This window comes from Luteimonas marina (assembly GCF_007859325.1).
In the GTDB taxonomy this organism is placed as follows: domain Bacteria; phylum Pseudomonadota; class Gammaproteobacteria; order Xanthomonadales; family Xanthomonadaceae; genus Luteimonas; species Luteimonas marina.
Map to the genome: position 1 here is coordinate 144,052 of NZ_VOHK01000002.1, position 13,460 is coordinate 157,511.

At 72.0% G+C, this 13,460-nt stretch carries 8 protein-coding genes; 5 read left to right on the top strand and 3 right to left on the bottom strand.

All coding sequences use genetic code 11. From position 1 onward, the window contains the following. Positions 1-66 precede the first annotated feature (66 nt). The 3 genes from FQY83_RS04785 (at position 67) to FQY83_RS04795 (ending at position 8,003) form a co-directional block, all read left to right on the top strand. Positions 67-4,065, top strand: a complete 3,999-nt coding sequence (locus FQY83_RS04785) for a patatin-like phospholipase domain-containing protein (protein WP_146385611.1) — start codon at positions 67-69, stop codon at positions 4,063-4,065. Between the two features lie 220 nt (positions 4,066-4,285). Continuing rightward, positions 4,286-5,962: a serine hydrolase gene (locus FQY83_RS04790; RefSeq protein ID WP_146385613.1), complete on the top strand. Its 1,677-nt coding sequence runs from the start codon at positions 4,286-4,288 to the stop codon at positions 5,960-5,962. 187 nt (positions 5,963-6,149) lie between these two features. Continuing rightward, positions 6,150-8,003: a putative bifunctional diguanylate cyclase/phosphodiesterase gene (locus FQY83_RS04795; protein WP_146385615.1), complete on the top strand. Its 1,854-nt coding sequence runs from the start codon at positions 6,150-6,152 to the stop codon at positions 8,001-8,003. Positions 8,004-8,069: 66 nt separating this feature from the next. Here FQY83_RS04795 and FQY83_RS04800 read toward each other — a convergent pair whose 3' ends face one another. The 3 genes from FQY83_RS04800 to ubiK all read right to left on the bottom strand — a co-directional run bounded on the left by FQY83_RS04800 (position 8,070) and on the right by ubiK (position 12,076). Continuing rightward, a complete protein-coding gene (locus FQY83_RS04800) occupies positions 8,070-10,142 on the bottom strand; it encodes a S9 family peptidase (RefSeq protein WP_146385617.1) in 2,073 nt (690 codons plus the stop codon). A 130-nt stretch (positions 10,143-10,272) separates the two neighbouring features. Beyond that, complete coding sequence (locus FQY83_RS04805) at positions 10,273-11,787, bottom strand: YifB family Mg chelatase-like AAA ATPase (RefSeq protein ID WP_146385619.1); 1,515 nt, start codon at positions 11,785-11,787, stop codon at positions 10,273-10,275. 10 nt (positions 11,788-11,797) lie between these two features. After that, positions 11,798-12,076, bottom strand: a complete 279-nt coding sequence (ubiK, locus tag FQY83_RS04810; protein WP_146386320.1) for a ubiquinone biosynthesis accessory factor UbiK — start codon at positions 12,074-12,076, stop codon at positions 11,798-11,800. Positions 12,077-12,240: 164 nt separating this feature from the next. Here ubiK and FQY83_RS04815 point away from each other — a divergent pair, with 164 nt between their 5' ends. After that, positions 12,241-12,579 (top strand): P-II family nitrogen regulator, encoded by a 339-nt coding sequence (locus tag FQY83_RS04815; protein WP_146385621.1) that lies wholly within the window; start codon positions 12,241-12,243, stop codon positions 12,577-12,579. Positions 12,580-12,629: 50 nt separating this feature from the next. Further along, complete coding sequence (locus FQY83_RS04820; RefSeq protein WP_146385623.1) at positions 12,630-13,424, top strand: hypothetical protein; 795 nt, start codon at positions 12,630-12,632, stop codon at positions 13,422-13,424. Positions 13,425-13,460 lie beyond the last annotated feature (36 nt).

The window sequence follows — 13,460 nt, forward strand, 5'->3', positions numbered from 1 at the left end:
CCGCGCCGTGCCGCGTTTCGACTAGAGTGGTCCGGGGGGGATCTGCCGCGCACACGGAGAACGAAGGTGCGACTGCAGGACATGCTGCCGCCGGCACTGAAGGTGAGATGGGGCCGCGAGGGCGATGCGCCGCCGCCGGACGTCGATTCGGTCAGGGCCGCGGAACTGAAGGTGATCCTCGGCGACGGGCTGCGCGGCGATCCGGGCGGGGTCGAGGCCTGGGGCCTGGCGCTGTCGGGCGGCGGCATCCGCAGCGCGACCTTCGGCCTGGGCGTGCTGCAGGCGCTGGCGCGCAGCGGCCTGCTCAAGTGCTTCCACTACCAGTCGACCGTCTCCGGCGGCGGCTACATCGGCGGCTTCCTGCAGGGCCTGATCCGCCGGCGCGGCTTCCAGGGCGCCTTCCGCACGCTGGCGCCGCACAACGGCGACACCGACGCCGACGCACGCGACGCGCCCGGCACCCAGCCGATCCGCCACCTGCGCGAGTACAGCAACTATCTGAGCCCGCGCAAGTCGCCGTTCTCGGGCGACACCCTGGGCATGGTCGGCACCTACGTGCGCAACGTGCTGCTGGTGCAGGTGCAGCTATGCGCGCTGATCCTGGCGGTGAGCCTGTCGCCGCTGCTGCTCTACGCCGGCGCCCATGAGGTCATGCAGCGCAACCCGACCCTGCTGCTGTCGCTGGCGGGGCTGCTCGGCATGCTCGCGGTGGTGCTGCTGGCCTACGTGAGCACCTATGCCAACCGGCGTGCGCCGGACGCGGGCGGCGAGATGCCGCCGCCGCCGCGCCGCGTCGCGCTGGCGGCGGTGGCGACGATCGTCGCGCTGACGGTCGCGGCGATGTTCGGCGCGCTCGGGCTGTCGTCGTTCGAACAGCTGCCGGGTCCGTTCGCCGCGCTGCTGCGCGCACTGCCGGACAGCTGGGCCGATGGCGCCGCCGGGCTCGGCCTCGTCACCGGCGCGCTCTACCTGCTGGTGTGGCTGGCGTGGCAGGCGCTCGACGTCTGGTATTCGCGCTTCGTCGACGCCGGCGACGCGCCGCCGCCGGCCCTGCAGCGGCATCCGTGGCGCTTCGCGCTCGCGACGATCGGCGCGGCCGCGTGCGCGGGGCTGACGATCATGGTGCTGCGCGACTGGCTGACGGGCTGGCGCGCGACGCAGAGCCTGTGGCAGATCCTCGCCTTCGGCCCGCCGCTGGTGGTGGCCGCGCTGGTGCTGACCGCGATCGCGCACCTGGGCCTCGCCGGACCCGCGCTGAGCGACCTGCAGCGCGAGATCTGGGCGCGCGTCGGCGGCAAGACCGCGGGCGTGGTGGCGCTGGGCCTGACGCTGTCGCTGGTGCTGACGATCCACGGCCCGTGGGTGATGCGCTACGGCGCGGGGCAGGGCGTGCAGGCGCTGTCGGGCGTCGGCTGGGCGGGCATCGTGGCCTGGCTGGCGACCACCGGCGTCGGCCTGCTGGCCGCGCACGGCAAGCGCGACGGCAAGGGCACGTCGAAGCGGTCGCGGCTGCTGGACCTGGTGGCGCGCATCGCGCCGTGGATCTTCCTGCTCGGCCTGCTGGTCGCGCTGAGCCTGGCCGGGCACGCGCTGCTCAGGACCCAGGGCGCGACGCTGCAGTCGTGGGTCGAGCAACAGCCGCGCGCAGCGCTGGTCGAACTCGCGAAGCAGAGCAGCGAGGAAGAGTTCAGGCGGCTCTCGCCCGCATCGGATTCGGTGCCGGAACCCGCAGCGGCCGACGGCGACCAGGCCCTGGACCCGGCGCAATCGCTGGGCGCCTACCTCGCCACGCTGCACGGCGCGGCGATCACCTATCCGGCCGCGCCGCTGCTGCTGGCGCTGCTGGCGCTCGCGGTCTGGCTGCTGTTCGGCTGGGCGGTGAACGTCAACGAGTTCAGCCTCAACGCCTTCTACCGCAACCGGCTGGTGCGCTGTTACCTCGGCGCCAGCAACGACCGCCGCAACCCCGAACCGACCACCAACTTCGACGTGCAGGACGACCTCGTGCTCGCCGACCTGGTCGAGGTCGAACGGCTCGACGGCGCGCGACCGCTGTATCCGCTGGTCGGCACCGCGCTGAACCTGGTCGCGGCCAAGCAGCTCGACTGGCAGGACCGCAAGGCCGCCTCGTTCTGCCTGTCGCCGGGCTGGTGCGGCTACCTGCCGCCGGAGTCGCGTCGCGGCGACGCGCCGATCGGCGACCTGGCCGCGGCCACCGCCGGCACCGCCTGCGCATCGGCGGGTTCGCGACACAGCGATTCGATCGCCGGCTCGCTGACGCTCGGCAGCGCGATCTCGATCTCGGGCGCCGCGGTCAATCCCAACATGGGCTATCACAGCTCGCCGGCGGTGACCTTCCTGCTGACGCTGTTCGACGCGCGCCTGGGCTGGTGGCTGCCCAACCCGAGCCATCCCGAACGGCCGCGCGCCGACAGCTCGCCGTTCTTCGGCCGCTGGCTGCTGGCCGAGATGCTGGGGCGCACCCACGCCGGCGGCAAGTTCGTGAACCTGTCCGACGGCGGCCACTTCGAGAACCTCGGCCTGTACGAACTGGTGCGGCGCCGCTGCCGCTTCATCCTGTGCGTGGATGCGGCCGCCGACGGCGACCGCGCCTTTGCAGACCTCGGCAACGCGGTGCACAAGTGCCGCGTCGACTTCGGCGCCAACATCGACATCGACGTCGCCGCGCTGGCGCCGCAGGCCAACGGACTGGCCGAGCGCAGCTGCGCGATCGGTCGCATCGCCTACGCCGACGGCAGCAGCGGCACGCTGCTCTACCTCAAGCCGACCCTGACCGGCGAGGAGCCGGCCGACATCGCCCACTACGCGCGCAGCCACGACTGCTTCCCGCACGAGCCGACCTCGGACCAGTTCTTCGACGAGGCGCAGTTCGAGAGCTACCGCCGGCTCGGCGAGGACATCGCCCAGCGCGCGCTGGAGCCGGCGCTCGAACGCATCGACGCCACGCCGGGATCCCCGGGCCACGACCGGCTCGGGCTGTACGACTCCGCGCTCAAGGAAAAGCTGCTGATCGCGCTGCGCCAGCGCTGGATCGCGCCGCTGCCGGGCGTGGCCGACCGCTTCGCGCTGCACGGCAAGGCGCTGACGCGGCTGTTCGGCAAGCTGCGCGACACGCCGGCGCTGGCGGTGCTCGACGCGCAGTTCTATCCGGCGTGGACCGACCTGGTCGCGGACGTGCCGGCGGCGTCGGGCGAAGCGCCGCTGCCGCCGCTGGACCGGCGCACGCGGCTGCCGCCGCCGGAGGATTTCCGCGCCTGCTTCTACTTCTGCCAGGAGCTGATCCGGATGATGGAGGCGGTCTACCACGACCTCGGCCTCGAACACGCCTGGGACCATCCCGACAACCGCGGCTGGGTCAACGCGTTCCGGCACTGGAGCTGGGCGCCGATGTTCCGCATCGCGTGGATCCTCGGCGCGCCGACCTTCGGCGCGCGCTTCGTCGCGTTCTGCCAGCAGCGCCTGGACCTGCCGCGACTCGACAACGACCCCGAGGACCGGCAGCGCGCGCTGCGCGTGGAGTCGCGACCGGTGCCCGACGGCATGGACTGGTCGCGGCACTGCGACCAGCTGATGGCCGAGGGCGTGATCAACCACGTCGAGCATTCGATCCTGCTGTCGGATCCGATGCGCAAGGGCGGCGCCGCGCCGACGCGGCTGTTCGTGCTGCGCCTGAAGTGGTCGGCGGTGCTCGCGCGCAGCGGGACCGACGTGCCCGACACCACGCTCGGCGTCGCCGCGCTGGCCGGCGGCACGCTGCGCCTGCTGCGCATCCAGGACCACGTGCGCCGACTGGGGCTGGCGACGGAGTTCATGCGCCTGCTGATCAACCGCCAGGTGGTCGAGGCGGTCGACGTGCGCGGCGGCTACTACGGCCTCGGCGGCGTCTGCCGCAACCGTCGCGCGCAGCAGGTGCAGGCCTGGCTGGAGGACGCGCTCGGGCTCGCGCACAAGCGCCAGCAGGCGCGCAACGCCGCCGCCCGCGCCAAGCGCGAGGCGCGGCGGGCGCGCAGGCAGGCGTTGCCGCCGGGGGATGCCGTGCAGTGAGGGAGTGGCTGTCGGGATGGTTGCCGGTCCGAGGGTGCCGGCAAGCACTGTCATGTCGACCCCGGATCAAGTCCGGGGTCGACATGACAGAAGTCCTGGGGACGTCCTTGCGCAAAGGCAGGACCGCGCCGGGGCTTGACCGGCACGACGACCGGCACGGTCGCGCGCTGCGGGCCGCAGGCTAGAGTGACCGCCACCACCCGCCCCGGAGACGCCCCCGATGCGCCTGTCCGCAACGCTCGCCCTGCTGTTGCTCTCGCCGTTCGTGCCCGATGCCGCGGCGGCGCCGTCGAAGACGGAAGTCGCCGCCTTCGCCAAGCGCGCCGTCGAAGGCAACTGCGTCGCCGACGCGCCGGGCATGGCCGTGCTGCTCGCGCGCGGCGACGAGGTGCTGTACCGCGGCGCCTGCGGCCGCGCCAGCCTCGAACTCGACGTGCCGCTGTCGCCGGACCACGTGTTCCGCATCGGATCGGTGACCAAGCAGTTCGCCGCCGCCGCCGCGCTGAAGCTGGCCGAGGACGGCCGGCTGTCGCTGGACGATCCGCTGTCGAAGTTCGTGCCCGGCTATCCCGGCGGCGACAAGGTCACGGTGCGGATGCTGCTCAACCACACCTCGGGCATCCGCAGCTACACCGACATCGGAGAGATCATGTCGGGGACGGGGATCATGAAGGACCTGTCCACCGCGCAGCTGATCGATTCGTTCAAGGACCAGAAGCCGGACTTCGCACCCGGCGAGGGCTGGCACTACAACAACTCGGGCTACGTGCTGCTTGGCGCGGTGATCGAGGCGGCCAGCGGCAAGTCGTGGCATGCCTATCTCGATGAAGCCCTCTTCAAGCCGCTGGGCATGGCGCATACCGGCTACGGCAACGCGGCCGAGGCGGTGATTCCCGGACACGCGGCCGGCTACACCCGCAGCGGCGACCGCTGGGCGCAGGCGAGATACCTGAGCATGACCCAGCCGCACGCGGCCGGCGCGCTGGTCTCGACCGTCGACGACCTGCTGAAGTGGAACCGCGCGCTGCACGAGGGCAAGGTGCTGCGCGAGGCCAGCCATCGCGCGATGGTGACGCCGGTCGGCAAGGCGGCGGAGCACGACTACGGCTTCGGCATCACCGCCGGCACCCTGCGCGGGCAGCCGGTGCGGCAGCACGGCGGCGGCATCTTCGGCTTCAGCGCCTACCTGCTCTACCTGCCGGACGAGGAGGTGAGCGTGGCCGTGCTCTACAACGCCGACAGTGGGCGTCCGGGCATGCTCGGCACCGGCCGCATCGCCAACGTGCTGGCGGCGCAGGCGATCGGCCGGCCGTACCCGGACAAGGGCAAGGCGATCGAGGTCGACGAGGCGACGCTGAAGCAGTACGAGGGCGTGTACCGCATCGACGCGGACGCCGTGCGCGTGCTGCGCGTCGCCGGCGGCAGGCTGACCTCGCAGCGTAGCGGCGGGGCGGTCCAGGCGCTGATCCCGGTGGCGAAGGATGTCTTCCTGTTCGACGAGGGCTTCTCCCGGATCGTGTTCGAGCGCGACGGCGACGGCAAGATCGCGGCGATGCGCTTCTTCCCCGAGGACGAAGGCGAGGGCGAGGTGGTGCCGCGCACGGACGAAGCGATGCCGCCCGCGCGCGCGGAGGTGACCCTGCCGCGCGAAGCGCTGGAGCGCCTGGTCGGCGCGTATGTCCACCAGGGCATGACGCTGACCGTGTCGCTGGACGGGGAGGGGCCGAAGGCGCAGCTTGCCGGCCAGCCGGCGTTCGCGATCTTCGCCGAGTCGCCGTCGAGGTTCTTCTTCAAGGTGGTCGAGGCCACGCTGGAATTCGCGCCCGCGGACGGCGTGCCGGCGACGGTGACCCTGCGCCAGGGCGGTGCGGTGATGGTGTTCGAACGCAGGGATTGAAGCGGCGCATCGCTGGCCCCCACCCCTGGCCGATCAAGCCCGGGGTCGACATGACAGATGTCCGGTTGCACGCGGCTTTTCCATCCGCCTGCGGCGCTGGCCGGTTTGCACGCGCCCCGGCGTGGGTATAAAAAGGCGTGAGGCAGCGCGTCGCCCGGCGGGTCCGGCGGCGCACAAGGGGGGCCGGATGTCACCCAGCGGACAGGCGAGTGCACGGATCGATCGCGGCGCGTGGGCAAGGCGGCACAACCACGCGCTGGTGTCGCTGGCCAGGCGCGTCTGGCAGGACGACTGCACGCTCGAGAACGCATTCGCCCTGATCTGCGAAACGGCGGCGGAAACCCTCGAGATCGAGCGCGTCAACATCTGGCAGCACGATCCCGGCGCCGGGCTGCTGCAGTGCCTGCACCACTACGAGCGCAGCAGCGGCCGGCATGTCCTGCCGGAGGAGGATGCGACCCTGCGCGTGGGCGGCGAGTACGGCGCCGCCCTCGACAAGGTCCGCGTCATCAACCTGACCGCGGTCGAGCGCGACGGCGACGACACCGGGCTCGGCGACTACCTGCGCCGCCACGGCATCAGCTCGCTGCTCGACGCGCCGGTGCGCTCGGCCGGTGAGCTGCTCGGCGTGATCTGCCACGAACACGTCGGCCCGCCGCGGATCTGGACGCCCGAGGACCAGGCCTTCGCCGGCAGCATCGGCGACTACGTGGCGATGGCCTACGAGATCGACCGCCGCCGCCGGCTCGAGGGCCGCGTGCGCTACCTCGAACTGCACGACCCGCACACCAACCTGCCCAACCGCGACCACCTGCTGGAAGTGGTGCATTCGGCGCTGCGGCCGATGCACGGCGGCGACAACGGCCTGGTCGCGATCCACCTCAACCTCGACGCCTCGCCGCACGACGGCGACGCCGGCCACGAGCTGCTGGTCGAGGCCGCCACCAGGCTGCGCCGGGTGCTCGACGGCGCGGCGACGCTGGCGCGCGTGCGCGGCAACGCCTTCGCCGTGCTGCCGCACCGGCACCTGCACGAGACCGAGGCGCTGAACCTCGCCGAGCGCTGCATCGACATCGTGCAGTCGCACCTGGACCAGTCCGGCACGGCCACCATCGTCACCGGCGGCATCGCGTTCTCGCGCGATCTTGCCGCGCCGTCCGCCGACAACCTGCTGCGCAATGCCGAGACCGCCAGCCAGGAGGCGCGCAACGGGCGCCACGGCCGCTGCGAGATCTTCGACGCCGAACACCACCGCGGACTGGTCACGCGCCTGCGCCTGGAGCGCACGCTGCGCGAGGCCTTCGAGGCCGGCCAGATGCAGGTGCATTTCCAGCCCGAGGTCGAGCTGGCCAGCGGCCGCTGGGTCGCGGCCGAGGCGCTGCTGCGCTGGATCGACGGCGAGGGCAGGTGCCGCGCGGCGCAGGAGTTCGTCGACATCATCGAGGCCAGCGGCCTGATCGTGCCGATCGGCCGCTGGATGCTGCACGAGGCCTGCCGCCTCGCCCGGCGCTGGCCGGTGGGCAAGGGCATCGGCCCGAAGCTGCGGGTGAACCTGTCCGCGCGCCAGTTCGAGCAGGCCAGCCTGGTGGCCGACGTCACCGATGCGCTGGCCGAGAGCGGCCTGCAGCCGGGGCGGCTGTGCCTGGAACTGACCGAGAGCGCGCTGCTGCCCGACGTCGCCGTCGCCGCGCAGACGCTCACGCGGTTGCGCGAGCTCGGCATCTCGGTGGCGCTCGACGACTTCGGCACCGGCTATTCGTCGCTGGCCTACCTCAAGCGCCTGCCGATCGACGTGCTCAAGCTCGACAGGAGTTTCATCGCCGGGCTGCCGGACGATCCCTACGACCTGGCGATCGTGCAGGCGATCGCCGGCCTGGCGCGCAAGACCGGCCTGGGCATCGTCGCCGAAGGCGTGGAAACGCAGGCGCAGGCGCAGGCGCTGCGCGAATGCGGCGTCGAGCGCGGGCAGGGGTACCTGTTCTCGGAGCCGGTCCACAATGAGGCGCTGATGCGCGGGTTTGCCGCGGGCGGATCGGGGTAGGGCGCTTCGGACTAGGGTGGGGGCCAACGCGCCAGCCCACCCCCGAAGGCAAGACGCCTTCCGCGCCTACCTGCGCACCTCCTGCGTATGCGACTGCAGCGCCTCCGCCAGCCCCGGCACGCCCTCGGCGCCGGTCGGCACGGTGATGCTGGAGCCGGTGAACTCCTCGCCGATCGGCTGCGCGCGGCCGCCCAGGCACTGCGACAGGAAGCCCTCGGCCACCGCGTTGAAGGCCTTGTTGTTTTCGGGGCGATGGAAGCCGTGGCCCTCGTCGGGGAACAGCACGTAGGTGACCGGGATGTCCTTGGCGGTCATCGCGTTGACGATCTGGTCGCTCTCGTCCTGCTTCACTCGCGGGTCGTTGGCGCCCTGGCCGATCAGCAGCGGCTTCTTGATGGCGTCGACGCGGGTCAGCGGCGAGCGCTCGGTCAGCCAGGCCTTGCCTTCCTCGGTGCGCGGATCGCCCATGCGCCGCGCAAGCTGTTCGAAGAAGCTGGCCCAGTACGGCGGCACCGTTGACAGCAGGGTGTTGAGGTTGGCCGGGCCGACGATGTCGACGCCGCAGGCGAACGCGTCCGGGGTGAACGTCAGGCCGACCAGGGTGGCGTAACCGCCGTAGCTGCCGCCCATGATCGCGACCTTGTCCTGGGTGGTGACGCCCTGCTGCACCGCCCACTGCACGCCGTCGATCAGGTCGTCGTGCATCTTGCCGGCCCATTCGCCGTCGCCGGCGTTGGTGAACGCCTTGCCGAAGCCGGTGGAGCCGCGGAAGTTGACGCTCAGTACCGCGTAGCCGCGGTTGGCCAGCCACTGGTCGTAGCTGCTGTAGCCGTAGGCGTCGCGGCCCCAGGGGCCGCCGTGCACCAGCAGCACCATCGGCACCGGCTTGTCGGCCTTGCCGTCGCCGTCGGCGTCGGCATGCGCGGGCAGGGTCAGGTAGCTGACCAGGGTCTTGCCGTCGCGCGAGGTGATTTCCAGCGGCCACATCGGCACCAGCGGCTTGTTCTCCAGCGCGGGGCGGCCGGAGAACATGCGGCTCAGCTGGCCGCCGTCGCCGCGGTCGTAGCGGTAGTACTCGACCGGCGACTCGGCGGCCGAGTAGGCGACGATCCAGGTCCTGTCGTCGAGCGTGCGGGTGTTGATCGAGGCTTCGCCCGGGCCGATCGCGGCAAGCTTGTCGAGGTCGGCCTTGATGCTGTCGTCGAGCACCGCCCATTCCTCGCGCAGGTAGTTCACCGCCACCGCCTGCACCTGGCCGGTCGCCGGGTCGGCGAGGCCGCCGCCGATGTCGGCGCGCGCGTCCTCGTGCAGCAGGGTCTTCGCGCCGGTGGCGGTGTCGACGGCAAACAGCGCCGCAGTGTCGCGGCCGCGCGAGTCGCGCATGTAGAGCGTGCCGCCGTCCTTGGTGAGGCCGGCGAAGCCGGTGCCCATGCCGTCCTCGAACGGGATCTCGTCGTACTTCTCCCAGCCCTCGCCCGCGCGACGCAGCAGGTCCTCGCCGCCGTCCGGGCGCGAACGCGAGGCGAAGCGCAGCGTGTAGTCGGCGTCGGCCACGTAGCCGGCGATCTCCTGCGTGTTGCGCTCGACCAGGCTGCGTTCGCCGCTGGCCAGGTCGACCCGGTACAGGTCGTGCCACTTCGGGTCGCGGTCGTTCATGCCGACCAGGATCGCGTCCGGATGCCGGTCGCTGACGCCGACGACCTGGGCCGTGGTCTTCTCGTACGGCGTCAGGTCGCGGCTCTCGCCGGTGGCGAGGTCGACCGCATGGAGGTGGAAGTCCTCGTCGCCGCCGCTGTCGCGCAGGTACAGGACGGTTTCGGGCCGGTAGGACCAGAAATAGTTGCGGATGCCGCGCGCAGTGTCGCGGGTGACCGCCTTCGCCTGCGACAGGTCGTCGGCCGGCGCGACCCAGACGTTGATGGTGCCGTCGAGCGGCGCGATCCAGCTCAGGTACCTGCCGTCGGGGCTGAGCTGCACGCTGGCGCGCTCGGGATTGCCGAACAGGGCTTCGCGCGGGATCAGTTCGACCTCGTCGATGGAGGCGGGCGCGGCGACGGCGGTGGACGTGTCGTCCGCGGCCTTGTTTCCGCAGGCGGCGAGGGCGAGGGTGACGGCGGATGCGAGCAGAAGACGGCGCATGGGCGTTTCCAGGGAGACAGGATCCCTGAGGATACGGCGGAAGCCGGGGCGGTTGCGCCGGCCGATGGGCATGGATGGGCCTCCAAACCTGCCGGGTGATGCGCCGGATCGAGCCGGGCATCCCGCCGGCTCACGCGGCCTGCAGGTCGCCGCCGCGGTCGGCCTGGCGGTAGCCCAGCGCCTCGGTCAGGTGCGCGGTGGCGATGTGCGGGCTGTCGGCGAGGTCGGCGATGGTGCGCGCGACGCGCAGGATGCGGTGCATCGAGCGGGCCGACAGCTGCAGCGCATCGATCGCGCGTTCGAGCAGGGCCTGGTCGCGCTCCCCCAGCCGGCACCACGCCATCGTTTCGGACTGCGTCAGCTGCGCGTTGGGGCGGCCGGCACGCTGGTGCTGGATCGTGCGTGCGCGCACCACGCGCTCGCGGATCGCGGCGCTGGATTCGCCCTCGGGCGCGTCGGGGCGCAGCTCCGAGGGCGGCAGCCGCGGCACCTCGACGTGCAGGTCGATGCGGTCGAGCAGCGGGCCGGAGATGCGCGCGCGGTAGCGGCGGATCGCGTCGGCGTGGCAGCGGCAGCGGCCGGAGGCATCGCCGGCCCAGCCGCAGGGGCAGGGATTCATCGCCGCGACCAGCTGGAACCGCGCCGGGAACTCGCTCTGCCGCGCCGCGCGCGAGATCGTGACCACGCCTGACTCCAGCGGCTCGCGCAGCACTTCCAGCGCGCGCCGTTCCCATTCCGGCAACTCGTCGAGGAACAGCACGCCGTTGTGCGCCAGCGAGATCTCGCCCGGCCGCGGCTCGCCGCCGCCGCCGACCAGCGCGACCGCGCTCGCGGTGTGGTGCGGCGCGCGGAACGGGCGCTGGCGCCAGCAGGCGGGATCGAGGCCGCGGCCGCTGACCGAGGCGATCGCGGCGGTTTCCAGCGCCTCGGCTTCATCGGCTTCCGGCAGCAGCCCGGGCAGGCGCGAGGCGAGCAGGGTCTTGCCGCAGCCGGGCGGGCCCACGAGCAGCAGGTGGTGGCCGCCGCTGGCGGCGATCTCCAGCGCGCGGCGCGCCTGCGCCTGTCCGCGCACGTCGCGCATGTCGGGGCCGTCGCCGGGCCGCTGCGGCGGCGCGACCGCGGCGGGCAGGGTCTTGCGGCCGGCCAGCTGCGCGCAGACCTCGAGCAGGGTGCGCGCGGTGACCGCCTCCAGGCCCGTGGCCAGGGCGGCCTCGGCGCCGTTGGCCTCCGGCACCACCAGCCGGCGCCCGGAGCGGGCCGCCGCCAGCGCCGCGGGCAGCACGCCGTCGACCGGCCGCAGCTCGCCGGTCAGGCCGAGCTCGCCGATGAATTCGCAGTCGTGCAGGGTCTCGCGCGGGATCTGCCCGCTGGCGGCGAGGATGCCCAGCGCGATCGGCAGGTCGAAGCGGCCGCCGCCCTTGGGCAGGTCGGCCGGCGCAAGGTTCACGGTGATGCGGCGCGTGGGGAATTCGAACTGGGCGCACTGGATCGCGGCGCGTACGCGGTCCTTGGCCTCGCGCACCGCCGCTTCCGGCAGGCCGACGATCGACATCGACGGCAGCCCGCCGCCCAGGTGCACTTCCACCTTCACCGCGGGTGCGCGCACGCCGGCGCGCGCGCGTCCATGCACGAGCGCAAGACCCATGGCGGAAAACTCAGTGGGTCGGCTTGCCGGGACTGCCGCCGTCGGCGGCCAGACGCGCCTCGAGTTCGGCGACCACGCCCTGCAGCTGCTCCAGCTTCTCGCGCGTGCGCAGCAGCACCGCGCGCTGCACGTCGAACTCCTCGCGCGTGACCAGGTCGAGCTTGCCCAGGCCCGACTGCAGCACCGCCCGGAAGTTCTCCTGCAGCTCCTCGCGGCTCTCGCGCAGGCCGGGCGGCACCAGGCCGCTGAGGCGGCGGGCGAGGTCGTCGATGTGGTTGAGGTCGATCACATGCATGCTCCATCCGGGACTGCGTCCAGCTTCGCCCGCCCGCCGCGACGGTGCAGTCGGCGGCGGGCGCGGCCGGCTGTAGGAAAACCCCGACCCCGGCAAGGGTATGCTAGCGCGGTGCCGCGAAAGGGCGGTGACGATGCCGGAGCAAGGGAGTCCAGCCGATGAAGATGGTGATGGCGATCATCAAGCCGTTCAAACTCGACGACGTGCGCGAGGCGCTGGCCGAGGTCGGTGTCGCCGGCATCACCGTCAGCGAGGTCAAGGGCTTCGGCCGGCAGAAGGGCCACACCGAACTCTATCGCGGCGCCGAGTACGTGGTCGATTTCCTGCCCAAGGCCAAGATCGAGGTGGTGGTGTCCGACGAGCAGGTCGACGCGGTGACCGAGGCGATCGTCAAGGCCGCCGGCACCGGCAAGATCGGCGACGGCAAAGTCTTCGTCTACGACCTCGGCCGCGTGGTGCGCATCCGTACCGGCGAACTGGATGCGGATGCACTGTAGGCGCCGGGCCGCCGTCGTGCCCGCCCGCGGCGCGGATCGTCGCGTCGCGCATGACTGACATTTCATTCGGGCTGCATGCCGACAGCGATGCGGGCACCGAAGGGTTCGTCGCTGAATTCCGTCGGTGGAGGGACGGCGAGCGATCCTCGAAATGGCCGGTCATCGCGTGCGCGCTCGTGCATGGCGTGCGTTGTGCCGCATACGAGGATTGGCTCGATGGCTATCGGCAGCGTTTTTTCGCCAATGGCGGAACCTGCCGGACCTGGCCGGCCCAAGGTTTGCCGGCCCACGATCGCGACGCGGTTCGCAGGCGACTGGACGCCATCGACCGCTGCGGCTGGTGCCCGGAAGATGCCGATCCGCTCTCGCTGGTGGAGGCCGATCCGGAGGCGGTCGGACCGGCGTCGCGGTTTCTCCGCGAATTGCCAGGGGATGTCGCTGGCGACGTGGTGGTCAGGGCGCCGATGTTCTGGGCGTGGGGATGGGCGGACGCGCTGTTTGCCGACTGTGCGGCGCTGGAGGCATGGGCGCGAAGCGAAGGATGGTTGCTCGGCCGGGACAGCGCCACTGCGGCCGACCTGCTGGCGTTGTTCGATTTCGGCGAACTGAAGGCGATGGCCGGCCGTTGCGGCATCGCCCCGCCGCGTTCGGTCGCGAGAACGCGGGAACTGCTGGCGCACCATCCTGAAGTAACGCGCGACGCGCTGTTGCGCAGGGTGGAAGACCGCTTCGGCCCGCGCGAACTGGTGCGGATCGAAATCCCGGCCGGAACCTCCGCAAGCACGTTGATGCTGGCCCGTGCCTATGCCCGCGGGCTGGTGTGCTACCTGGGGGAGCCGCCATAGGGCGGGCCTCGGCCCGCCGCGCATCGCCACGATTCC